Raw genomic sequence first — 23,168 nt, forward strand, 5'->3', positions numbered from 1 at the left:
GGGACGGCGGCCGCCCCTAGCAGGACAGCCAAGATGAACCTCGCGCACGATCCCAAGCTCACCCGCGCGGACCATTCCGAAGACATCGGCCTCTACGAGAAGCGCAAGGGGGTCTTCCCCCGCGGCAGCGACGGCGCCTTCCGTCGACTCAAGTGGGCGATCATGGCGTTCTGCCTGGTCGTCTACTGGGGCACGCCCTGGCTGCGCTGGAACCGCGGGCCCTATGCGCCCGACCAGGCGGTGCTGGTCGATCTCGCCCACCGCCGCTTCTATATGTTCCAGATCGAGATCTGGCCGCACGAATTCTACTTCGTGGCGGGGCTGCTGATCATGGCGGGGATCGGCCTGTTCCTCGTCACCAGCGCGGTCGGGCGCGCATGGTGCGGTTATGCCTGTCCGCAGACGGTGTGGACCGACCTGTTCCAGCACGTCGACCGGCTGATCGACGGCGATCGCAACGCCCAGATCCGCCTGCAGAACGCCCCGTGGACGCCCGCCAAGATCGCGCGGCGCACCTTCAAGTGGGGCGTCTACCTTGCCATCAGCTTCCTCACCGGCGGCGCGTGGATCTTCTACTTCGCCGATGCGCCGACGCTCCAGCGCGCGTTCTGGACCGGCACGGCGGCGCCGGTCGCCTATGCCACCACCGCCGTGCTGACCTTCACCACCTTCTGGCTCGGTGGCTTCATGCGCGAGCAGGTGTGCATCTACATGTGCCCCTGGCCGCGCATCCAGACCGCGATGCTCGACGAAAAGTCGCTGACCGTCACCTACAAGGACTGGCGGGGCGAGCCGCGCGGGTCGGTCAAGGCGGCGGCAAAGCGCGTGGAGCAGGGGCTCGATCCGCTGGGCGACTGCATCGATTGCCGGCAGTGCATCGCGGTCTGTCCCACCGGGATCGACATCCGCGAGGGGCCGCAGGTCGGCTGCATCACCTGCGCGCTGTGCATCGATGCCTGCGACAAGGCCATGGCCGACGTCGGCCGGCCGCGCGGGCTGATCGACTACTTCACGCTCGACGATGCCGAAAAGGTCGCGCGCGGCGAGGCGCCGACCCCGGTGCTGCGGACGATCTTCCGCCCGCGCACGCTGGTCTATTTCGGGATCTGGGCGGGGATCGGCATGGCCATGCTGTTCCTGCTCGCCTCGCGCACCCGGCTGGACCTGTCGGTCGCCAAGGACCGCAATCCCGAATACGTGATGCTGTCGAAGGGCGAGGTGCGCAACGGCTTCACCGTCAAGCTGCGCAACATGGAAGACCGTCCGCGCCCCGTCGCGCTGGCGATCGCCGGGCTGCCGGGCGGCGCGATCTACACCGACGAGATGGACGCAAGCCTTGCACGGCAGGCGCTGTCGGTCGAGGTGCCGGCCGACACGACCCGCCGGATGCGCGTCTACGCGATCGTTCCCGAGGGCGCGAGGCCCACCGAATTCTTGTTCCAGGTCAAGGCGCTGGACAAGGAAGGCGGGCAGGACAGCGTCCGCACCACGTTCACCACAGCGGAAGGAAACGGCCAGTGACGCAAGCGCGCCGTGCACAGGCGCCCCGGCAGCCGGGGCAATTCACCGGCAGGCACATGGCCGCGATCATGGTCGCGTTCTTCGGCGTCGTCATCGCGGTCAACGTGCTGATGGCGCGGCTCGCCACCTCGACCTTCGGCGGGGTGGTGGTCGAGAACTCCTATGTCGCGAGCCAGCACTTCAACACCTGGCTCGACGAGGCGAGGGCGGAAAAGGCGCTCGGCTGGAAGGCGCGCTTCGAGCGCACGTCGCGCGGCGCGCTTCGCGTCGTCCTGCGCGATGCGGGCGGCCGGGCGCTGACCGGGGCGCGCGTCGGCGTGGTCGCGGAACATCCGCTCGGCCTGCGCGACGATGAAACCCTGACGCTGCGCGAGACCGCGCCCGGCCTCTACGAAGCGCCGCTTGCCGCCGGGCGCTGGCGGCTGCGGATTTCCGCGCGCGCGCAGGGTCACGAATGGCGCGCGGTCGGGGACGTGCAGTGAGCGCCGCCGCGCGCCTCCCGGCGGCCGCCGCGCCAGCGCCGGTGCGCAGCGTCCTGGCGGTGCCCGGGATGCATTGCGCCGGCTGCATGGGCAAGGTCGAGCGCAGCCTCGGAGCGCTTCCCGGCGTCGCCTCGGCGCGCACCAACCTGACCGCGCGCACCGTCGAGGTGGTCCACGACGAGGCGCTCGAGACGCCGCAGCTCGTCGCCGCGCTCGCCGCCGCCGGGTTCGAGGCGCAGCCGCGCGTCGCGGCCGAGGACACCCCCTCGGCGGTGCGGCCGCTGCTCGCGCCGCTTGCCGTCGCGGCCTTCGCCTGCATGAACGTGATGCTGCTCTCGGTCAGCATCTGGTCCGGCGCCGAAGGCACCACGCGCGAAATGTTCCACTGGCTATCGGCGGCGATCGGGGTTCCGGCCATCGCCTATGCCGGCAAGCCGTTCTTCGCCTCGGCGCTGGCGGCGCTGAAGCGCGGGCGCACCAACATGGACGTGCCGATCTCGATCGGCGTCACGCTCGCCACCTGCCTGTCGATCTACGAGACCATGACCGGCGGCGCCGATGCCTGGTTCGACGGCACGCTGATGCTGCTGCTGTTCCTGCTCGCGGGCCGCGCGCTCGATGCGATGATGCGCGACCGCGCGCGCGCCGGGGTCGATGCGCTGCTGCGCCAGGCGGCGAGCGGCGCGATGGTGGTCGAGGCGGGCGGCGCGACGCGCTGGCTCGCGGCGGCGGCGCTCGCGCCCGGCATGGTCATGCGCGTCGCCGCCGGCGAGCGGCTCGCGGCCGACGGCCGGGTGGTGCGCGGCGCCAGCCGTTTCGACCAGTCGCTGCTGACCGGCGAGAGCGAACCGGTCGCCGCGCGCGCGGGCGAGGCGGTCCACGCCGGCACGCTCAACGTCGACGCACCGGTCGATGTCGAGGTGACGGCGGCGGGCACCGATACCGCGCTCGCCGAGATCGCCCGGCTGATGGAAGCGGCGGGGCAGTCGCGCTCGGCCTATGTCCGCATCGCCGACCGCGCCTCGCGGCTCTATGCCCCGGCGGTGCACACGCTCGCCGCGCTGACGTTCGCGGGCTGGATGCTGGCCGGCGCGGGGCTCTACCACGCGCTCGTCGTCGCCATCGCGGTGCTGATCATCACCTGTCCCTGCGCCCTGGGCCTGGCCGTGCCGGTGGCGCAGGTCGTGGCGGCGAGCGCGCTGATGAAGCGCGGCGTGCTGGTCAAGGACGGCGCCGCGATGGAGCGTCTCGCGCAGGTCGACCGCGCGCTGCTCGACAAGACCGGCACGCTCACGCTCGGCCGGCCCGTGCCCGACGAGGCCGCGCTCGACGCGCTGTCGGCGGCCGAAGCGTCGGTCGCGCTCGCGCTCGCCAGCCACAGCCGACACCCGCTCTCGCTCGGCCTCGCGCAGGCGCTGGCGGCGCGCGGCGTTCAGGCGGCGAACCTTGCCGACGTGGTCGAGGAGCCGGGCCGGGGGGTCAGCGGGACCTGGCAGGGCATGCGCGTTGCGCTCGGCCGCCCGGTCGCCGCCGAAGGCATGGCGAGCGCGCTCGACGCCGGGCTCGGCCCGGTCCGCGTGATCGGCTTTGCCGACCGGCTGCGACCCGATGCGGCGCAGGCGCTGGACGAGTTGAAGGCGCTCGGCGTCGAGTGCTCGATCCTGTCGGGCGACGGCATCGCCGCGGTCGCGCAGGTCGCGCGCAGCACCGGGCTGACCGCGCGCGCCTCGGCCTCGCCCGCCGACAAGCAGCAGAACATCGCCAGCCTGCAGGCCACCGGGCGCCGCGTGCTGATGGTCGGCGACGGGCTCAACGACGGGCCCGCGCTCGCCGCCGCCGACGCCTCGATCGCGCCGGGCAGCGCCAGCGACGTCGGGCGCCAGGCCGCCGACTTCGTGTTCACCGGCGAGAGCCTGCTGGCGCTGCCCCGCGCGGTGCGGGCGAGCCGCCGGACGATGCGCGTGGTGCGGCAGAACTTTGCGCTGGCGATCGGCTACAACGCGCTCGCGGTGCCGCTGGCGATGGCCGGCCTCGTCACCCCGCTGATCGCGGCGGTGGCGATGTCGACCAGTTCGCTGATCGTCGTCGCCAATTCGCTCCGCCTGCAGGGAGCCGCACGATGACTTCGATCGCCTTCCTGCTCCCCATCGCGCTCGGCATGGGCCTTTGCGGTCTCGCCGCGTTCTTTTGGGCCTTGAAGCGCGGGCAGTTCAGCGACCTCGACGGCGCGGCGGCGCGGATCCTGATCGACGAGGACGACGCCGGATGAGCCGCGCGCTCGCTCTCCTCGCGCCGTTCGCGGTCCTGCAGATGGCGCTCCCCGCGCCGGCGCAGGCGGCCTTCGTGCTCGTGCCGATCTGCGGCGAGCCCGGCCATTCCGCGCCGATCCGGGTGCCCGGACGCAACGACGCGCCGGGCGACGGACCGGGCGGCGCGCCGTGCTGCAAAGTTTGCCATATCGCAATGCGCAAGCGGATCGGCGGCGATAGCACCTGCTGCCATGACGACCATTGTGAGGACGAAGCCGATGGCGGCTGATGCGCTCGCGAGCGAAAGCTTCGGCGACTGGACCTATCACCCCGCGCTGCTGGCGCGGCCGGTGCCGCGCTACACCAGCTACCCCACGGCGGCCGAATTCGTCGAGGACAGCTTCGAGCAGGCCCAGCGAACCGCCCTGCAAGCGGTCCGCGGCACCGCCTCGCTCTACATCCACATCCCCTATTGCCAGGAAATCTGCTGGTACTGCGGCTGCAACACCGGCGCCGCCAACAAGCGCCAGCGGCTCGCCGCCTACCTCGAGGCGCTCCACCGCGAGATCGAGCTGGCCGGCGCGCTGCTCGACCCTTCGGTGCGGATCGGGCGCATCGCCTTCGGCGGCGGCTCGCCCAACGCGATCAAGCCCACCGACTTCGTCCGGCTGATCGACGCGCTTACGCTCAATTTCCGGATGGAGCGGCCGGTGCTGTCGATCGAGCTCGATCCGCGCAGCGTCACGCCCGACTGGTTCATGGCGATCCGCGGCATAGGCGTGATCAAGGCGAGCATGGGCGTGCAGACCTTCGACCCGCGCGTCCAGGCCGCGATCGGCCGCGTCCAGCCCGCCGCGATGATCGAGCGCTCGGTCGAGGGCCTGCGCAAGGCCGGGGTCGAATCGATCAACTTCGACCTGATGTACGGCCTCCCGTTCCAGACCGACGAGGCGCTGGCCGACAGCCTCGATCGCAGCGCGGCGATGGGCGCCGACCGGGTGGCGCTGTTCGGCTATGCCCACGTGCCGCACCTGATCCCGCGCCAGCGCCGGATCGATGCGAGCGAACTGCCCGACCAGCGCGCGCGCTTCCGCATGGCGGCGCAGGGGCACGCCCGGCTGGTCGATGCAGGCTACCAGGCGGTCGGCTTCGACCACTTCGCCCGGCCCGGCGACGACCTTGCCCGCGCCGCGCTCGCCGGCACGCTGCGGCGCAATTTCCAGGGCTTTACCGATGATGCGGCAGAGACGCTGATCGGCCTGGGCGCAAGCGCGATCAGCGAATTCGACGGCCTGCTCGTGCAGAACGAGAAGAATGCCGGGCGCTATCGGATGCTGGTCGCAGCCAGCCTCCTGCCCGGGCGCAAGGGGGTTGTCCGCACGGCGGAGGACCGGCGGCGCGGGCGCGTGATCACCGACCTGCTGTGCCGGGGCCATGCGCGCATCGAGCGCGACCTCCTGCTCGCCGCGCGCGACCGGCTCGACGCCTTCGCCGAGCGCGGCATCGTCCGTCTGGAGGGAGACCTGCTCGTGCTCGAGCGCGGCAGCGAGCCCTATGCGCGCTCGGTCGCGGCGCTGTTCGACGCCTACCGCGACGGCGCGCACCAGTTCAGCTCGGCGGTCTGAAGGGGGCGCTTCGCCGAGTAATAGCTATGCGCGCGCACGGTTAGCGGCTGCACAATAAGGTCTTGCGCGTTACTCGTCCGGCAGACCATCCTCTGTCGGAAAGAGCAGACCTTCCATGAAGCCGATCGAAACCATCATGCGCACCGCGCCGGTCATCCCGGTGCTGGTGATCGACGCGGTCGAGCACGCGGTGCCGGTCGCGCGCGCGCTCGTCGCGGGCGGCCTGCGCGTGCTCGAGGTGACGCTGCGCACGCCCGCCGCGCTCGAGGCGATCCGCGCGATGAAGGGTGTCGAAGGCGCGATCGTGGGCGCCGGGACGGTCGTCAATCCCGACCAGCTCAAGGCTGCGATCGACGCGGGCGCCGAATTCGTCGTCTCGCCCGGCCTGACCCCGCGCCTCGGCGAAGCCGCGGTCGCCTCGGGCATCCCGTTCCTGCCGGGCACCGCCAATGCCGCCGACATCATGCTCGGCCTCGACCTTGGCCTTGCGCACTTCAAGTTCTTCCCGGCGGCAACCTCGGGCGGGCTTCCGGCGTTGAAGGCGCTGGCGGGGCCGTTCCACCAGGCGCGGTTCTGCCCGACCGGCGGGATCACGCTCGACACCGCGTCCGACTGGCTCGCGGCCGAACCGGTGCTCTGCGTCGGCGGCAGCTGGCTGGTGGGCAAGGGCGCACCCGACGAGAACAAGATCGAGGCGGCGGCGCGCGCGGCATCCGCGTTGCGGCAGGACTGACAGCAGCGTCCGTGGCGAAAGCGGCGCGCAAAGGGGGCAAGCGGGCGATGAAGACGGGTGAAGCCTTGCGCGAGCGCTTGCAGGCGCTGCACCAGCGGACGGCGGAAACGCCGCTGTTCAATCCGGTGTTCCAGCTGAGCCACGACCTGTCGCGCCAGCTCGAAAGCGGCGCGCTGACGCTCGACGGCGTGGAAGCGCTGGTTGCCGAGCTCGAGTGCGAGGCGTTGCAGAGCCGCGCCGCGCGGCTGCGCCGCCTGGTCGCGCCGACCGAGCCTGCGCAGAACCTCGACCGGGTCGCGGCGCTGCTCAACGAGGAGGACGGCTTCTCGCAGTTCCGCGCGCGCTGGGAAAAGCCGCTGCTCCACGCGGTGTTCACCGCGCACCCGACGTTCCTGCTCAACCCGGTCGAGGCCGATGCGGTCGCCACCGCCGCGCTCGCCGAGGACCCGCTGGCGGCGACGGTCTGCACCGTGCCCGCACCGGGCCCTGCGATCACGCTCGATTTCGAGCATGTCGAGGCGATGGACGCGATCGCGCGGGCAGGGGCCGCGCGCGACCGGATCGTCGCCACGCTGCTCGGCCATGCGCGGGGGCGCTGGCCGGGCCGCTGGCTCGATTTCCGCCCGCTGCCGTTCCGCTTCGCCACCTGGGTCGGCTACGACATGGACGGGCGCACCGACATCGGCTGGCACACCTCGATCTCCTATCGCCTCGCCGAGAAGGCGCGGCGGCTGGCGGGCTATCTCGCCGCGCTCGAGGACATCGACGCCGCGCATCCGCTGGTCGCGACGCTCGCGGCGGCGCAGGCCCACGCGGCCGAGATGGCGGGCCTGTTCGCGCGCCCGCTCGACGCGCCCGAGGCGCTGTCGGCCGCGGCCAACCGGCTCACCGCCGACGATCCGGGCAAGCTGCTGAGCCTTGCCCCGCTGATCGCGACGCTGGAGGCCGATGCCAGGGCGGCGGACGGTGAAGGCGCAGGCGACAAGGCTCTGGCGCTCGCGACGCTTTCGGCGGCGATGCGCGCCGACGGTCTCGGCATGGGCTGGATCCACTTCCGCGTGAACGCCAGCCAGCTGCACAACGCGCTGCGCCGCCGGATCGACCCCGACGCCACGCTCGACCTGTCGAGCAAGAGCGCGATTTCGCGGCTGCGTGAACTGCTCGCCGAAGTCAGGCCGCTGCGGGTCAATTTCGCCGCGCTGGCGATCGAGACCAGCACCGCGATGCGCCAGTTCCTGGCAATGGCGCAGATCCTGCACCACATCGACGCCGACGCGCCGATCCGCATGCTGATCGCCGAATGCGAACAGCCACAGACGGTGCTTGCCGCGCTCTATTTCGCCAAGCTGTTCGGCATCGAGGGCAAGGTCGACGTCTCTCCGCTGTTCGAGACCGAGACCGCGCTCGAACACGGCGGCCGCTTCCTCGAAGCGCTGCTCGCCGAGGAGAGCTATCGCAGTTACGTGCGCGGGCGCGGACGGGTGTCGATCCAGACCGGCTTTTCCGATGCCGGCCGCTTCATCGGCCAGCTTCCCGCCGCGCTTGCGATCGAGCGCCTGCAGGGGCGGCTGGCCGAAGCGATGAAGAGCAATGGCCTGACCGACGTCGCCGCGCTGATCTTCGACACGCACGGCGAATCGATGGGGCGCGGCGCGCATCCGGCAGGCTTTGCCGACCGCCTGACCTGGCCGCTGTCGCGCTGGGCGCGGGCGCGCTTTGCCAGGGCCGGAATCGCGCTCGAACCCGAGGCGAGCTTCCAGGGCGGCGACGGCTACCTGTTCTTCCGCAACGACGACCTCGCGCTCGCGACGCTGACCCGCATCGCGGAGGCCGAGGCGCAGATCGCGGGCGAGCTGGACGAGGGCGCGCGCGATCCGTTCTACGACCGCACCGACCTCAGCCTCGATTTCTACCGCTCGATCCGCCGGGTCCAGCGCGAACACCTCGAAAGCGCGACCTACGCGCGCGCGGTCACCGCCTTCGGCCTCGGGCTGCTCAAGGCGACCGGCAGCCGCGTCTCGCGCCGCCAGTCCGACGTCGGCGCGGACCGGACGATGAGCCTGCGCCAGATCCGCGCGATCCCGCACAACGCGATCCTCCAGCAGATCGGCTATCCGGTCAACGTGGTCGCCGGCGCCGGCACCGCCGCGGGCGACGAGATGGAGGCGCTTGCCGAACTGCTCGGGCGTTCGGGGCGCGGCCGCCAGCTGGTGCGCCTGCTGCGCAGCGCCAACGGGCTCGCCTCGATCAAGACCGTCGCCGCCTATGGCGAGCTGTTCAACTCGGCCTACTGGGCGAGCCGGCCCTATCGCGGCACCGAGACCCAGCTCGAGACCGCGTGCATGACCCTGGCCGAGCACCTGACCAAGGACGACCGCGCCGGGGTGTTCCGCCGGCTCGTCTCGCGGCTGCGGGTCGACTGGATGAAGCTGCACCGCTTGCTGGCGCTGACTGCCGGATCGGCGTCCGGCGCGGGTTCCGCCGCGCGCGATCCCGCCGCCGATGCCGAACGGCGCAACATCGGCCTGCTCCAGTCGGTGCGCCTCGCGTTGCTGATGCACATGTTCCTGCGCGCGGTGCAGGTGCCGCCGTTCGCGCGCTCGAACGACGTCAGCCGCGACGACGTGCTCGAAATGGTGCTGTCGCTCCGCGTCGAGGATGCGCTGGCGCAGATGCGTCGCGCCTATCCGGTGGTCGAGCCGGAAATCGCCGACTTCGCGGTCGACGAGCCGACCGACTTCCCCGACAGCCAGGGCGAGGACTACGGCGCGATCCGGGCGCGGTTCATCGACCCGATCGAGCGCGCCCATGCGCTCAACCTGCGCATCGCCGTCGCCATCGCCAACATCTTCGGCGCGCACGGCTGAGGCGCGCCGCCGCTCACATCAGCGTCGGGCGCACCAGCGGGAAGTGGAGCAGCGCGGCGAGCGGCGCGGCCGGGTCGGGCACGCCTTGCGCGACGTTGTCGGCAAGCTGCAGCACGGCGCGCTCGTGCTCGCCGATGAAGCGCGCGATCGCCGCCGCCTCGGCATCCTCCTCGGGCGTGACCAGCGTGGCGAGTTCGAGGTAGCGCGGCAGGTAGGTCGCGCGGATCATGTCGCCCAGCGCGTCGAAGCGGTCGGTCCAGGGCAGGGCGGACAGCTGGTTCGCCGCCGCGGCGCCGCCGACGCTGGTGCCCTCGCTGTCGGTGATCGGCAGGCCGAGCCGCGACAGCAGCGGGCGCATCACCACCTTGGCTTCGGTTTCGCCCTGGAGCAGGGTGGAGAGGACGTAGCGCTGCTCGGCGCCCTGCGCGCGCACCAGCATGACCTCGAACACCGCTTCGGCCGCATGGACGGCGAGGTAGACGTCGAGCAGGCATTCCCTGAATTGCGGCGAGACCATCGGTTGTCCTCCCTCGAGGTAACATGATGCGGGGGCGGAACCGGCTCTAGTGGCCTCAAGGGCGAACGTTCCGCCCCAGGTCTGTCCAGTTCGTCATCCCGGGCTTGACCCGGGATCCCGCTTCTTCCTTTGCAACAAGGCAGCGGGACCCCGGCTCAAGGCCGGGGTGACGGATGTGGTGCAGGGGGAAGGCACGCGCGCAACGGTCACGAACGTTCAGCTCCAGGTCCGGCCCTGCTTCACCGGGCGGGCGGGCGTGGTGAAGATCGCGCCGGCCGAAAGGCGGCTGCCGCGCACCACCAGCATGACCTGGTCGCCCGCCTCGATCCGGACGTCCTCGCCCGGGTGCTCGATCGACTGGCCATTGGCGCGCTCGATGCGCACGATGAAGAACGCGCCGTTGCCGCGCCGCTCGGCCTCGCCCACGCTCTCGCCGGTCAGCGCGCCCTTCTCGGCGGCGCGGACCACTTCGAGGTCGAGTCCGAAATCGTGGAGGTTGCGCTTGAACGTGCCCATCTCGGCGCCCTGCGTCACCGCGTCGGTCGCGGGGTAGAGGATCAGCTCGGTGATCCGCTCGGCGCCGATGTGGGTGGGCAGCACGACCTTGTCGGCGCCGGCGTGGAACAGCTTGCTCTCGGTGCTCGGCGCCTCGCCGCGGGCGATGATCTGCACGCCGGGGTTGAGGTTGCGCGCCGAGAGCGTGATGAACACGTTCGCGGCATCGTCGGGCAGCACCGAGGCGAGCACGCGGGCGCGGGTGATCCCCGCCTCGCGCAGGGTTTCCTCCTGCGTCGCCTCGCCGACGAGGGTGAGGTAGCCGTGGGCCTTGGCTTCCTCGGCCTTGGCCGGGCTGCGCTCGAGGATCAGGAAGGGCGCGCGCGCCTCGGTCAGCGCCTTGGCCAGCTGCACCCCGATCCGGCCATAACCGCAGATGATGATGTGCCCGGTCAGCTTTTCGATTTCGGTCTGCATCTTGTCGAGCCCCAGCAGGCGACGGAACTGGAAGAGGGTGAAGACCTGCACGAGCGCGCCGGTCAGCACGATCATGCCGGTGCAGCCGAGCACGATCGTCATCGTCGTCCACAGCCGCAGGAAGGTGGTGTCGATCGGGCGGACTTCGCCGTAGCCGACCGAGAAGATCGTCAGCAGCACCATGTAGGCGGCATCGCCGAGCGGCCAGCCGGCGCGGACGTAGCCCATGGTCGAGACGAGGAACAGCGCGGCGACGTAGGTGACCGTGCCCGACAGCAGCCGCAGCGGCGAGCCGAGCACGGAATTGGCGCCCGCCGAAAGCGCCGAGGGTTCCCCGTTCCTGTCCATCCCGCCACCGGTTGTGGCGGATCGGGGCGGCGCTTGTCCAGCGTGTCTCGACGTCGCTCGACACGAACGGGGAGGGGGCGGGCTTACGATGGCCGCCTCGATCCGTCCGCCCCGATCCGTCCGCCCCGATCCGTCCGCCCCCGATCCGTCCGCCCTGAGCCTGTCGAAGGGCTGTCCTTCCTGTCGGTCAGGGAAGGGGTGCAACGAAGAAGGGCAGCCCTTCGACAAGCTCAGGGCAACGGAAGCGGGAGACTGGCCTTCGTTCCCGGCGAGCGAAGTCGAGACAGGTTGGTACAGGCCTAGACCGCGTCCAGTGCCTGCGCGAAGTCGGCGATCAGGTCGTCCGGGTCCTCGATGCCGATCGACACGCGCACGAGGTTGTCGGTGATGCCGAGCGCGGCCTTGCGCGCGTCGGGCACGGAAAGGTGGGTCATCGCCGCGGGATGGCTGGCGAGCGTCTCGGTGCCGCCGAGACTGACCGCGAGCTTGGCGATGCGCAGGGCGTCGAGGAAGCGGAAGGATTCCGCCTCGCCGCCCCTGATGAACAGGGAGAAGGTCGAGCCCGCGCCGGTGCAGTGCCGGTCGAAGATGTCCTGCTGGCGCGGATCGGCGATCATGCCGAGGTAGCCGAGCCCTTCGACCTTGGGATGGTCCTTGAGGAAGGCGCAGACCCTGGCGGCGTTCTCCCCGGCGCGCATCATGCGCAGTTCGACCGTCTCGAGGCTCCGCAGCAGCATCCACGACGAGTGCGGATCGAGGATCGTGCCCATCACGTTGCGCAACGAACGGATCGGGTCCATCCACCGCTTCGCGCCCGACAGGCCGCCGGCGACAAGGTCGGAATGGCCGCCGACATACTTGGTCAGCGAATAGACCACCACGTCCGCGCCGTGGCGCAGCGGCTGCTGCCACAGCGGGCCGAGGAAGGTGTTGTCGATCGCGATCGGCGCGCCGTCGGCGCCCAGCACGGCATCGCGCGCGGCGCGCACCGCTTCGATATCGACCAGCGCATTGGTCGGGTTGGCCGGGCTTTCGAGATAGACCAGCGCGAGCTTGCCGCCCTGTTCCGCCGCCTGCGCCTTGCCCTGTTCGAGCAGCGCCTCGATCTCGGCGCGCGTGGCCCCGGCGGGGAAATCGAGGTAGGTCACGCCGAACCGGCCCAGCACCTTGGCGATGAAGGTTTCGGTCGCGGCATAGAGCGGGCCGGAATGGACCACGACATCGCCCTGGCCGCACTGCGCCAGCAGCAGCGTGGCGATCGCCGACATGCCGCTCGAGAAGACGAGGCTTTCTTCCGCCTCGTCCCAGATGGCGAGGCGGTCCTCGAGGATCTCCTGATCGGGTCCGTTGAAGCGGCCATAGACGAGGCCGTCGGCGCCGCCGGGGCGCTTGCCGGTGATGCCTTCGAAGTGGCGCTTGCCCGCCGCCGCGCTTTCGAACGCGAAGGTCGAGGTGAGGAAGATCGGCGGCTTCAATGCGCCTTCGGAAAGCCGCGGATCGTAGCCCGCGCCCATCATCCGGGTGGAAGGCTTGAGCGGGCGGTCGGGCGGGCTGGCGGTCATCGGGCGGTCCTCTCGAAGATCGTGACTGGTTGCGAGTGTAACCAGCGGCGGCGCTTCAGGCGAGCCCGATCCGCTGTGTGAGCCAGACCAGTGCGGCAAAGCCCGTCGCGCCCGCCAGAACGAGCCGGACCGCCGCGGCGTTCCGCAGCCGGGGCAGCGCCATCAGCAGCGGCAGCGCGGCGAGCACGACCAGCAGCTGCACCGCCTCGATGCCGAGGTTGAAGCCGAGGATCGCGGTCGTCCGCGTCGCGAGGTCGAGCCCGAAGTTGGCGATGGTGGTGGCGAAGGCGAGGCCGTGGACGAGGCCGAACAGCGCGGCGACGACCGCCTCGCGCCCCGGGAACAGCGGCCGCGCCGCGTGGACCGCCGAGACGAGGACGGAAAAGGCGATGCCGGCCTCCACGGGCGCTGCGGGCAGGCGCGCGCCGAACAGCGCGGCGGCGATCAGCGTGGTGCTGTGGCCCAGGGTGAAGGCGGTGACGATCCCGGCGAGGTGGCGCAGCGTGGCGCGCGTGGCGCGCCGCCCGCTCCATCGGCCACGCGGCCAGCGCCCGCCGCTCGCCAGCAGCGGCGCCGGCAGCAGCAGCGCGAGCAGGAACAGCAGGTGGTCGGTCCCTTCGGCGATGTGCCGCGCGCCGAGCCGGAAGGCGCTGGCGAGGAGCGAGGGCAGGCCCACCGTGCCGCGGTCGACCATCAGGCTCGGCCGCGCCGCGGTGAGCGCGCCGACCAGCTCGCGTTGCTCCGCCGTGCCGCCGACGAGATCGCCGCCCACCACCAGCAGCGCGAAGTGGGTCGGCACTTCGCCCGTGATCACGCGCCAGTCGAAGCGGAAGGCGCGGTCGCTCGCGCCGGGCGGGGGCACCAGCACGAGGCTGGCGTGGAGGTCGGGCGGGCCGGCGATGGTCTCGAAGCGCAGGCGGCGCAGCGCGACCGTCCAGCGCGCGCCCGTCGGCGAGGCCACCGCCATGTGCGCGAGCAGGTAGCGCGATGCGGCGGCAAGGCTCGCGGGCGTATTGTCGGTGGCAAGGCCGGTCGCATAGCCGAACTCGCTTTGCGGCACGACCACGTCGGCGGTGACCGCGCCGGGCGCGAAATCGAGCCGGATCTCGGAATTGGGGGTGAGATGCGCCGCGGCCGGCGCTGACAGGAGCAGCAGGACGAGCGCCGCCACCCAGCGCCAGCGGTCAATCATGCCCGAACCAGACATAGCGCGCGGCGGGATCGGCGGCGTGGGGGTTGATAGCCAGCGCAGCCCTGCGCGCCGTTTCCGCCTCGCCATCGCGGCCCAGCGCGTCGAGCGCCTCGCCCTTCTGCATCAGTAGCAGCGCCGATCGCCAGCCGCCGTGCTGCGCGCGCTCGATCGTGGCGAGCGCCCCGGCAGCGTCGCCGGTCAGCAGTTGCGCGCGCGCGAGCAGCGCCAGCGTCGCGCCATGCGGGCGCAGCGCGGCGTCCTTGCGCGCAAGGTCGAGCGCGCGCGCGGGATCGCCCACCGCCAGTTCATGCTCGGCGGCATGGGCATAGGCGGCCTCGGGCAGCAGCGCGAGCCGCTGCGCCCACAGCGCGCCGGCGCGCGCGGCCCAGAACCGGCTCGCATCGCGCTTGCCCTGCAGCCGCAGCAGGTGGGCGAGCGCGTCCATCACTTCGGGCGCATTGGTCCGCTCGGCGAGTTCGCCGTAACGGCGCACGGCTTCGTCCACGCGGCCCTCGATCGCGGCCTGCTGCGCGGCGAAGGCCTGCGCCAGCCAGAATCCCGGGAACAGCGCGTCGCCCCAGCGGATCCAGCGCCCGGCCGTGGCCCAGTCGCCGGTGGCGTAGGCGATGGTCGCGCGTTGCAGCGCGGCGGTCTGCAGCGCCTGCCGCGTCAGCCGCTTGCCGCGCAGCACCGCGTTGACGCGGCGACGGGCGAGTTCGCCATCGCCGGTGCGCAGCGCGAGCATCGACTGGCGCAGCGCGAGGCCGGCGTTGCTGGCCGCGGCCTCGGCCCTGCCATACCATTCGCGCGCCGCGGCATAGTCGCCGCGCTGCATGGCGACATCGCCGCGCAGCGCGAAGGCGCTGGCCGCTTCGTCGGGCAGGGGCCGCGCCGCCTGGGCATCGAAGCGGGCGAGCGCCTGCCCGACCTGCGGCAGGCGGTGGAGCGTGTTCGCCAGCGCCGCGCGGCTGAGGCTCGGCCCACCGGGCGATTCCACCGAGGCCATGGCGCGGTCGAGCGTGCGGTCGGCCTCGGCCAGGTCGGCCCAGTCGCCGGTCAGCCGGTAGCGCCCGACGAGCGTATCGGCGAGGATTTCGAGATGGAGCCAGTCGGTCCCGCCTTCGGCCACGCCTTCGCGCGCGCCGGTGATCTGGGTATCGGCAAGCGCGATCGCCGCGGCGGCGGACTTCGGCCCGAACCCGGGGCGGATCGCGGCGGGGTCGGGGTCCGGGGGCCCCTGGTGATGCGCGCGCCATGACCGTACGCCAAAGCCTGCCGCGAGCACCACCAGGGCTGCGACGAGCAACAGCCACGGCCAGGGCGCGCGGCGGTTGCTCTCCCCTGCTTCATTCATCGTATTGGCGACCGAAACCCGGAACCTCAGGAGGTCTTGGCGCAGATCTTGAGGCCAAGTCCGACAAGATCGTCGCCGATCAGGTGGAACAGCTCGCCAAGGTCGGCCTTCTCTTCCTCGAAGTACTTTTCGGAGACGTCTATAGACGGGTTGTCGTCGTTATACTCCACCTTTTTAGGACTGCGGATCAAGGCGGTCGCCACGGCAGGGTTGCCCATGCGGTCGACGTTGACATAGGCCGATTCGGGATCGGTGCGGAAATCGAAGCCGCTGCCGGTGCCGCTGGCGATCTCGGGCTGGCCCTGCGCCTTGGCGAGGAAGGGGAAGGTCAGGCTGAACGGCTGGTCGTTGGCCGGCGGATCGAGCGGCAGGTTGGCGAGCGTGTTGGGGCCCTGGCCCGAGGCGTTCATGTCGAGGAACAGCGTCGCCAGCAGCAGGTCGACCACCGGATCGGACGGGTGGCGCCCGTTGGGCCAGCGCGTCGGCCGGGTCAGGTCGAGCTTGAGCGTGTCGGGGATGATGATCTGCTTGAGCGTGGCGGTGTCGCCGCTCTGGCCCTGGATCTTCTGGCTGAAGCAGGGCGCGACGTCGTAGGCGATCTCGGTCGGCGTCGGCGTGCCGGTGGGCGTGCCGGTGGTGCTCGGCTGCGGGCCGGGGATCACGACGGTGCTGCCCGCGCCATCGTCGCCGCACGCCGCGAGCGTCAGGACGAGCGCGAGCGGCGCTGCGAACAGGGCGGCGGCGCGGGCGGAGAAGGTCTTGTCCATCACAGGTTCCCCCCGAAGCGCAGCGTCTGGCCCCACAGCTCGAGCTGGCTGACGTCGGCGCCGAAGTTGGCGTCGGGAATTTCGAAGACGAGCGCCATGTCGTTCTGCTCGTCGAAGAAATTGCGGTTGTTGCGGATGCGGATCTGGCCTAGTTGGCGCGTTTCGCGAAAGCCGATCAGGTCGAAGAAGAACGGTTCGTCGAACAGGCCGGCGCGGGCCTTGACCCCGTCCTTTTGGAGCGTGGTCTCGGCCGGCCCCTCGATCGCCCCCGCAACGCCGGGCACGCCTTCGAAGCGCACGCCCCAGTCCTTGTCGCCGGCGCCCTTGCCGAAGCGCGCGCGGATCGTGAACTCGTCGGTGGTGCCGGGCTTCTTCGTCGAGATGTGGATCTTGTAGAGCACGTCGCGATCGTAGTGCAGCGGCTCGCTCTTGCGCACCGGTCCCGCGAAGGTCATCGCGATCTTGACCGTGCCGTCCGAATGCCAGGCGAAGACGTCGGCGATGTCGGCCGGAACGTCGGGCGTCGTGTCGAAGCCGCCGTCGGTGCGCGTCGGCGGGTCGAGATGGTCGGCGCTCGTCGCGCTTTCGGTGGGAACGAACGCGATGGCGGCGAGCGCGCCGCACAGCGCGCCTCCGGCCAGCAATGACATGATGATCCTGCGCACGGTGTGGCCCTCTTCCGATGCCGGTTTCCGGTGGTGCGCCCGTTCTGGCCTTTGCGTCCGCGCTCTGCTGTGTCGGCGCTCACAAGGTGAGCGGCGACGTGACGATGGCCTCAGGAAAATACCTTAGTGCCAAAACGGTGGAATGGGGAAGGGGAAAAACCGGCCCGCCAAGGGGTTAGAAGCCGAGCAGCGCCGCGACCGTCCACACCACCCCCACGATCAGCACCGCGCCGAGAAGGTCGAGCGCCAGCCCCGCCTTGAGCACGCGCGGCATCGCAATGTGCCCGGTGGCCCACGCGAGCGCATTGGGTCCGGTGCCGGCGGGCAGCATGAAGCCCCAGCTCGCGGCGAGCGCGGCGGGCAGCGCGAGCAGGATCGGATCGGCCCCGAGCGCGCCGCACAGCGCCGCCACCACCGGCATGATCCCGCTCGCCGCGGCGATGTTGCTGGCAAACTCGGTGACGACGACCACGAAGGCGACGAGCACCAGCGCCACGACCGGCAGCGGCACGTGGGCGAGCGGGAGCATCGCGGTGCCGAGCCAGTCGGCCAGCCCCGATTCGCTCATCCCCATCGCCATCGACAGCCCCCCGCCGAACATCAGCACGACGTCCCAGGGCGCGCGGTTGGCTTCCTTCCACAGCAGCATCGGGCGGCCGGTGCCGTCGGGCAGGACAAACAGGACAAGCCCGGCGATCGCGGCGATGGTACCGTCGGTCAGCCCGCCCTTGGGAAACAGCCCCTCGGTCAGCGGCTGGGTGACCCAGGCGAGCACGGCGAGCGCGAAGACCGGCACCAGCCGCTTTTCGGGCAGCGTCCATTCCACCGAGTGCTCGATCGCATCGCGCGCGGCCTGGGGATCGAAGCTGTCGGCGCGCAGATCGTGGACCCGCGCGATCAGCCAGGCGGCGAGCGGCACGCCGATCAGCACGACCGGCAGGCCGAACGCGGACCATTCGATGAAGGTGATGCGAACGCCGAGGGTGCGTTCGAGCAGGGCGACGGCGATGGCGTTGGTCGGCGTGCCGACGATCGTGCCGTAGCCGCCGAGCGTCGCGGCGAAGGCCACCCCCATCGGCAGCGCGCCCGCCATGCCGCCGGTCTCGCCGTCCCTGACCCCGCCCGAGGCGAGAATGGCGAGCGCCATCGGCATCATGATCAGCGCGGTCGAGGTGTTCGAGATCATCGTCGAGATCGTCGCGGTGGCGGCCATCACCGCGAGCAGCAGGCGGAACGGGCTCGCGCCGGCGCGCCGCAGCATGGCAAGGGCGAGGCGGCGATGGAGCCCGGTGCGCTCGATCGCGAGGGCGAGGAACGCGCCGCCCACGAACAGGAACATGATCGGCGAATAGTAGGCGGACGCGGTCTTGTTGGCGTCGGCGACGCCGGTCAGCGGCAGGACGATGAACGGCAGCAGCGCGGTCGCCGACAGCGGCATCGCCTCGCTCATCCACCACACCGCCATCCACCACAGCAGCCCGGCGGTGTGCCAGGCGGGCGCGGTCATGCCGCCGGGGCTGGCGAGCAGCAGCGTCGCGGCAAAGCCCAGTGGCCCGACGACGAGCGCCAGCTTGCGTAGATCGAATGCCGCCATCGTACCCCCCCCGGCTCCCTGTCCCGGCGGCCTAGCATGGCGCGCCGAGCAGGGGGAAGCGGGTTTGCGGACCAGGCCGTAAACTCCTGAACGGCCTAGAGCACGAAGTCTCCGGCGACGAGCGCGGCGCTGGTGGTCACGCCGATCACGAAGTCGGCCACGCCGTCGCCGTTGGTGTCGCCCATCACGGCATAGCCGCCGTCGACCGGGCTGATCCGCAGTTCGCCCGCGAGGTTGTGGAACGCGGCGGCGCCGATGAAGGCAAAGGCCTGATCGCCGGCGACGCCGACCTTGGCGTCGATCGCGGCGAGCACGATCTTGTCCTTGTCGGCGCGGGTGAAGTCGAGGATCTGGTCGTAGTTGGCGGCCGCGATGCTGGTTCCGGCGACATCGTCGAGCGTGAAGGCGAACTTGTCCGCCCCGGCGCCGCCGGTCAGCAGGTCGCGGCCCGCCCCGCCGCCGGTCAGCGTATCGTTGCCGGCCCCGCCGGTCAGCGTATCGGCGCCGAGCCCGCCGAACAGGCTGTCGTTGCCTTCGCCGCCATCGAGCTGGTCGTCGCCGTCGCCGCCGTCGAGCGTGTCCGCCCCGCGCCCGCCGGCGAGCCTGTCGTCGCCGGCCTGGCCGTAAAGCGCGTCCTTGCCGCCGAGGCCCTGGAGCAGGTTGGCGCCTGCATCGCCGACCAGCGTATCGTCGCCGAGCTGCGAGCCGACGATGTTCTCGAAGGCGGTGTAGCTGTCGCCGGCCGCGCCGCCCGCGTTGTCGAGGCTGCCGTCGAGCGCGACCACGACGCCGGGCAGGCGGCTGAAGTCGAGCGTATCGGTGCCCTGGCCGCCATCGGCGTTCTCGACATCGAGCCCGGGCAGGAGGGTATCGTCCCCCGCGCCGAGCAGGATCGCGCCGTCGATCGTGCCGCCGATGGTATCGACCCGGTCGTTGCCGTCGAGCATGTCGACATTGCCGGCGATGAGACCGCGGTTGCGCAGCACGTCGTCGCCCAGCGAGAGGTTTACCCGGCCCTCGATGGTGCCCCGGTTGACCAGCAGGTCGTTGCCGTCGTCGGTGATCACCGCGTAATTGAGCGGGTCGACATTGCTGATCGTGCCGTAGTTGCTGATCGACAAGGCGCCGCCGGTGCTCATCGCGATCCCGCCGCTTTCGCCGCTGATCACCCCGTAGTTGACGACCGTGCCCATCGGCTTGTCCAGAGCCGTGCTGAGCGAGATCGCGGCGCCGTCGCTCGAGCGGATTTCGCCCGAGTTGATGATCGTGGTGGCGACCGACTGCACCGAGATGGCGACGTACTCGGTGCTGATCGAGCCGTTCCGGGCAACGTCGATGGTGTTGAGCGAGGAGCCGCCGAGCTGGTTGATCATGGCGATCCCGCGGGCGCCGCCGACGAGGCCGAGGACCTGGACCGACTGGCCGGTTCCCGCGGTGACGATGGCGTAGTTGTTCTCGCTGAACAGGGTACTCTCGCGCAGCACCAGGAAGCTGTCGACCGTGCCCACATCGAACAGCACTCCGGTACCGTACGTCGAGGTCGCATAGCGTAGAGTCATCGGGCTTCCCCTGCCTTGTGCCGGGTGCTCCTGTTCTGCCCGGCCGACGAGCGCTGTTCCCCGGGCACAGGTGGCACAGCTTCGCGCACCGGGCAATCGGGCGGCGTCGGGGGCCTCCGTTCCGGCCGGAGGCCCACGCGAAACGCTCTTGCGCGAGCGCGCCCCGATCTGACACCTTGGCGCGAGCCAAGGGGGAAAAAACCACGCGTTCGACCATTGCCATCGTTCTTGCAGCAGCGCTGTGCGGCGCGGGCGCGCTTGCGCCGTCGGCCGCGCTTGCCGAGGGGGTCCAGGGAGCGCAAGCGGCGCCCGCGACCCGCGCGCCGCTGGTGCTGATGACCGACTTCGGCACGGTCGACGGCGCGGTCTCGGAAGTGAAGGGCGTCGCCTACGGCGTGTCGCAGGACCTGCTGATCTCGGACCTGTCGCACCAGATCGACGGCATCTGGGACGGCGCCTACCGGCTCTACCAGGTCGCCCCCTACTGGCCGAAGGGCACGGTGTTCGTGACCGTGGTCGACCCCGGCGTCGGCACCAGCCGCCTGTCGATCGCCGTGCGCACCCGCGCCGGGCACTACTACATCGGCCCCGACAACGGCCTCTACACCCTGATCGACGAGGTCGAGGGGATCGACGAGGCGCGGGTGATCGACGAGACGATCAACCGCCTCGCCGGCTCTGAAAAGAGCAACACCTTCCATGGCCGCGACGTGTTCGGCTACACCGGCGCGCGGCTCGCCTCGGGCACGATTTCGTGGGAGCAGGTCGGGCCGAAGATCGATCCCGCGAGGCTGGTGCGCCTTTCCTACCAGAAGCCGGCGCTCGAGGGCGGGGTGCTCAAGGGCATGATCCCCGCGCTCGATGTCGCCTATGGCAACGTCTGGACCAACGTGCCGCAGGAGCTTTTCGCGAAGGCCGGCTTCAAGCTCGGCGACAAGGTCAAGGTCGAGTTCCTCAAGGATGGCAAGGTCGTCGACACCGTGGTGGCACCCTACACGAAGACCTTCGGCGACGTGCCCGTCGGCCAGCCGATGGTCTACATCAACAGCCTGCTCGCGGTGGCCGTGGCGCTGAACCAGGGCAATTACGCCAGGGACCACGGCATCGGTTCGGGCACGAACTGGTCGGTGCGGATAACGCGGCCTTGAGTATGGTCTCCTATCGGCAATAGATTGGCCGTAATCGTTGCGGGAGAAATTGACCTGAATCATTTGATGTGTTTCTGTTGCCGACAGGTCGCTTCAAAAATTTCGTATTCTTGACGGATTTTGAGGGGGACCAAATGCTCAATGGACGATCTGTCGCTGGCTTCGGCGATTTCGCAAGTTTACGGGCAGATTTCATCAAGGCCCGCGAGGCGACCAAGTTCACGGGTGATGTCTATCAGGACAACGTCGGTATTCCGACCGTGGATTTCGGCTACGCCCTGCTCATCAAGAACAAGGCCGGGACGTTCTCGGTCAACTCAAAGATCCAGTCTGATCTGGGGGATGTCTATACCCTGTCGCAAGCCGACACGACTCTGCTGACCAAGATCGCAGATTTGCTGACAAAGCGCGAAGGCGAACTGGCGCTGGCCGCCAAGGCGATGAAGGCGGGGGACAAAGACGGCTATGCCGCCCACACGGCATCGGCACAAAGCTACCTCGATCAGGCCGAGGCCAATTTCGACAATCGCGCGATCGATACGCTGGACCTTTCGATCGACGAGACCAAGGCGGACTACCTGCTGAACCTTGCCGTGGACCGCAACATCAAGACGGCCGGGCTGGTGACGCGGCTCAATTCGCCGGAACTCGCCAACACGTTCGAGGCGATCGCGATATCCGACATCGTGTACAATTCACCCGCCCTGGCGGGCAAGGCGTTCAAGGGTTACCTTGACGCGGGTGATCGGCTGGGCGCCTGGCGCGAAATCCTCATCGGCATGAATGGCAAGAACGTGAAGGGCCTGGAAAACCGCCGGATCGAGGAAGCCAAGGAATTCGGCCTCTACAGCCACGGCACACCGGACGCTCCGGAAACCGCCCACGACGACGGCGGCGGCGAGGCGCTCAACACGTTCCGCTACCTTCTCGTCAACGAGAAGGCTGTGACCGCGAAGTTCACGGCAAGCGGGCTCGGCAAGAACCAGACCGCCAAGTTCTGGGAGGCTAGCTACGCTCCCGCCAAGGCCGAACTGATCGCGCTTTTTGGCCAGGGGCAGCAGTCGCTCAAAGATGTGGTCATGCCGGCCACCGACAATGGCGAGGCCGTCCTCATCGGCGCCAAGGCGAAAGTCGATACCCTGGTCGTGACCGGGCTTGGCAACGATACGGTCACAGACAAGTCCGACGGAACGCACAACAACCTGATCTTCGTGCGTGGCGATCACGCCACCCTGACCGGCGGCCTGCTGGCCGACAAGAGCGACCGGGCTTACTTCTCGAACCGGGATATCGCGGCGTCGATCACGCTCGATGCACAGCAGCACGCTGTCGCCGATGACGGGTTGATCTATGACTACAATGCCGCAGCCAAGAAGCTGACCATAAGCGATGGAGCCGGTGGATCGGTGACGATCAACAAATTCGTCTCCGGCGATTTCGGGGTGACGATCGCCCACGACCAGTCGGTAAAGTTGACCTTCGACGAGTTTTCAACTGGCACCGCCATCACCGACCAGTTTCAGGACAAGGGCATCGTGTTCGCTGACGGCGCCCAGCTTGCTGGCGACGGGGCCAATCCGACAAGCCCGGTTCTTTCGGGCTCGCCGATATTTGTCGGTGAGATCAAGGCAACCTTCGTCGATCCCGCGTCGGGCAAGACCATTGGCGTCAAGGAGTTCCAGCTCGACGCAGGCTACTTCGATGCGATCCGCAGCACCGAGCTGGTCTGGTACAGCACCACCGGAAAGGTGCTCGGCCGCTTGACCAATACCCAGTCGGGCATCCAGCACTTCGATGTGGTGGCCAAGGGCGATGCCTTGATCGGGGGCTGGGCGATACACACCATTGGTGACGAGCCAAGCGGATTTGCCATCGACAACGTGCAGTTCGACCTGCCCGGCGCTCCACCGCCCCACGACCTTACGGGCGAATTGCTCGTCCTGTAGTCGCGCGCGACGGCTTCACAAAAACGGGCGCCGGATCGTTTCCGGCGCCCGTCGGGGCCATGCACTG

Annotated in this window: 19 protein-coding genes; 10 read left to right on the forward strand and 9 right to left on the reverse strand. The window is 70.0% G+C overall.

Annotated features, from left to right (window positions below; translation table 11 throughout):
* Window positions 1–33: 33 nt before the first annotated feature.
* The 8 genes from ccoG to K3A85_RS12835 all read left to right on the forward strand — a co-directional run bounded on the left by ccoG (window position 34) and on the right by K3A85_RS12835 (window position 9,477).
* Complete coding sequence (gene ccoG, locus K3A85_RS12800; protein WP_225206914.1) at window positions 34–1,521, forward strand: cytochrome c oxidase accessory protein CcoG; 1,488 nt, start codon at window positions 34–36, stop codon at window positions 1,519–1,521.
* On the forward strand, window positions 1,518–2,003 hold the full coding sequence (locus tag K3A85_RS12805) for a FixH family protein (RefSeq protein WP_225206915.1): 486 nt from the start codon (window positions 1,518–1,520) through the stop codon (window positions 2,001–2,003). The genes ccoG and K3A85_RS12805 overlap by 4 nt, the downstream gene beginning before the upstream one ends.
* Window positions 2,000–4,126 (forward strand): heavy metal translocating P-type ATPase, encoded by a 2,127-nt coding sequence (locus tag K3A85_RS12810; protein ID WP_225206916.1) that lies wholly within the window; start codon window positions 2,000–2,002, stop codon window positions 4,124–4,126. Before K3A85_RS12805 ends, K3A85_RS12810 begins: the two co-directional genes overlap by 4 nt.
* Window positions 4,123–4,272: a cbb3-type cytochrome oxidase assembly protein CcoS gene (gene ccoS, locus K3A85_RS12815; protein WP_225206917.1), complete on the forward strand. Its 150-nt coding sequence runs from the start codon at window positions 4,123–4,125 to the stop codon at window positions 4,270–4,272. Before K3A85_RS12810 ends, ccoS begins: the two co-directional genes overlap by 4 nt.
* Window positions 4,269–4,541, forward strand: coding sequence for a hypothetical protein (locus tag K3A85_RS12820; protein WP_225206918.1), 273 nt, complete (start codon window positions 4,269–4,271; stop codon window positions 4,539–4,541). The genes ccoS and K3A85_RS12820 overlap by 4 nt, the downstream gene beginning before the upstream one ends.
* The gene (gene hemN, locus K3A85_RS12825) at window positions 4,531–5,877 is read left to right on the forward strand and encodes an oxygen-independent coproporphyrinogen III oxidase (protein WP_225207351.1); all 1,347 of its coding nucleotides are present in this window, start codon (window positions 4,531–4,533) and stop codon (window positions 5,875–5,877) included. Before K3A85_RS12820 ends, hemN begins: the two co-directional genes overlap by 11 nt.
* 115 nt (window positions 5,878–5,992) lie before the next feature.
* Window positions 5,993–6,610 (forward strand): bifunctional 4-hydroxy-2-oxoglutarate aldolase/2-dehydro-3-deoxy-phosphogluconate aldolase, encoded by a 618-nt coding sequence (gene eda, locus K3A85_RS12830; RefSeq protein WP_225206919.1) that lies wholly within the window; start codon window positions 5,993–5,995, stop codon window positions 6,608–6,610.
* Window positions 6,611–6,657: 47 nt separating this feature from the next.
* Window positions 6,658–9,477 (forward strand): phosphoenolpyruvate carboxylase, encoded by a 2,820-nt coding sequence (locus K3A85_RS12835; protein WP_225206920.1) that lies wholly within the window; start codon window positions 6,658–6,660, stop codon window positions 9,475–9,477.
* A gap of 13 nt (window positions 9,478–9,490) precedes the next feature.
* Here K3A85_RS12835 and K3A85_RS12840 read toward each other — a convergent pair whose 3' ends face one another.
* The 9 genes from K3A85_RS12840 to K3A85_RS12880 all read right to left on the reverse strand — a co-directional run bounded on the left by K3A85_RS12840 (window position 9,491) and on the right by K3A85_RS12880 (window position 20,007).
* Window positions 9,491–9,994: a hypothetical protein gene (locus K3A85_RS12840; RefSeq protein ID WP_225206921.1), complete on the reverse strand. Its 504-nt coding sequence runs from the start codon at window positions 9,992–9,994 to the stop codon at window positions 9,491–9,493.
* Window positions 9,995–10,210: 216 nt separating this feature from the next.
* Complete coding sequence (locus K3A85_RS12845) at window positions 10,211–11,314, reverse strand: potassium channel family protein (RefSeq protein WP_225206922.1); 1,104 nt, start codon at window positions 11,312–11,314, stop codon at window positions 10,211–10,213.
* Between the two features lie 299 nt (window positions 11,315–11,613).
* Window positions 11,614–12,876, reverse strand: a complete 1,263-nt coding sequence (locus K3A85_RS12850; protein ID WP_225206923.1) for a cystathionine gamma-synthase family protein — start codon at window positions 12,874–12,876, stop codon at window positions 11,614–11,616.
* A 55-nt stretch (window positions 12,877–12,931) separates the two neighbouring features.
* Window positions 12,932–14,068 (reverse strand): HupE/UreJ family protein, encoded by a 1,137-nt coding sequence (locus K3A85_RS12855; RefSeq protein WP_225206924.1) that lies wholly within the window; start codon window positions 14,066–14,068, stop codon window positions 12,932–12,934.
* The gene (locus tag K3A85_RS12860) at window positions 14,061–15,422 is read right to left on the reverse strand and encodes a tetratricopeptide repeat protein (protein WP_225206925.1); all 1,362 of its coding nucleotides are present in this window, start codon (window positions 15,420–15,422) and stop codon (window positions 14,061–14,063) included. The genes K3A85_RS12855 and K3A85_RS12860 overlap by 8 nt, the downstream gene beginning before the upstream one ends.
* Window positions 15,423–15,448: 26 nt before the next feature.
* Window positions 15,449–16,189, reverse strand: coding sequence for a DUF4331 domain-containing protein (locus K3A85_RS12865; RefSeq protein WP_225206926.1), 741 nt, complete (start codon window positions 16,187–16,189; stop codon window positions 15,449–15,451).
* Complete coding sequence (locus K3A85_RS12870; protein ID WP_225206927.1) at window positions 16,189–16,839, reverse strand: hypothetical protein; 651 nt, start codon at window positions 16,837–16,839, stop codon at window positions 16,189–16,191. The genes K3A85_RS12865 and K3A85_RS12870 overlap by 1 nt, the downstream gene beginning before the upstream one ends.
* A 190-nt stretch (window positions 16,840–17,029) precedes the next feature.
* Window positions 17,030–18,448 carry an SLC13 family permease gene (locus K3A85_RS12875; protein WP_225206928.1) on the reverse strand — a complete coding sequence of 473 codons (1,419 nt, stop codon included), beginning with the start codon at window positions 18,446–18,448 and terminating at the stop codon, window positions 17,030–17,032.
* Between the two features lie 95 nt (window positions 18,449–18,543).
* Window positions 18,544–20,007, reverse strand: a complete 1,464-nt coding sequence (locus K3A85_RS12880; RefSeq protein ID WP_225206930.1) for a calcium-binding protein — start codon at window positions 20,005–20,007, stop codon at window positions 18,544–18,546.
* Between the two features lie 176 nt (window positions 20,008–20,183).
* On the opposite strand from K3A85_RS12880, the gene K3A85_RS12885 reads away from it, so the two are divergent.
* Both K3A85_RS12885 and K3A85_RS12890 read left to right on the forward strand, forming a co-directional pair.
* Window positions 20,184–21,155, forward strand: coding sequence for an SAM hydrolase/SAM-dependent halogenase family protein (locus K3A85_RS12885; protein ID WP_225206931.1), 972 nt, complete (start codon window positions 20,184–20,186; stop codon window positions 21,153–21,155).
* Window positions 21,156–21,289: 134 nt separating this feature from the next.
* Window positions 21,290–23,101, forward strand: coding sequence for a lysozyme family protein (locus K3A85_RS12890; protein WP_225206932.1), 1,812 nt, complete (start codon window positions 21,290–21,292; stop codon window positions 23,099–23,101).
* Window positions 23,102–23,168 lie beyond the last annotated feature (67 nt).

It is taken from the genome of Novosphingobium huizhouense, from assembly GCF_020179475.1.
Lineage (GTDB): Bacteria > Pseudomonadota > Alphaproteobacteria > Sphingomonadales > Sphingomonadaceae > Novosphingobium > Novosphingobium huizhouense.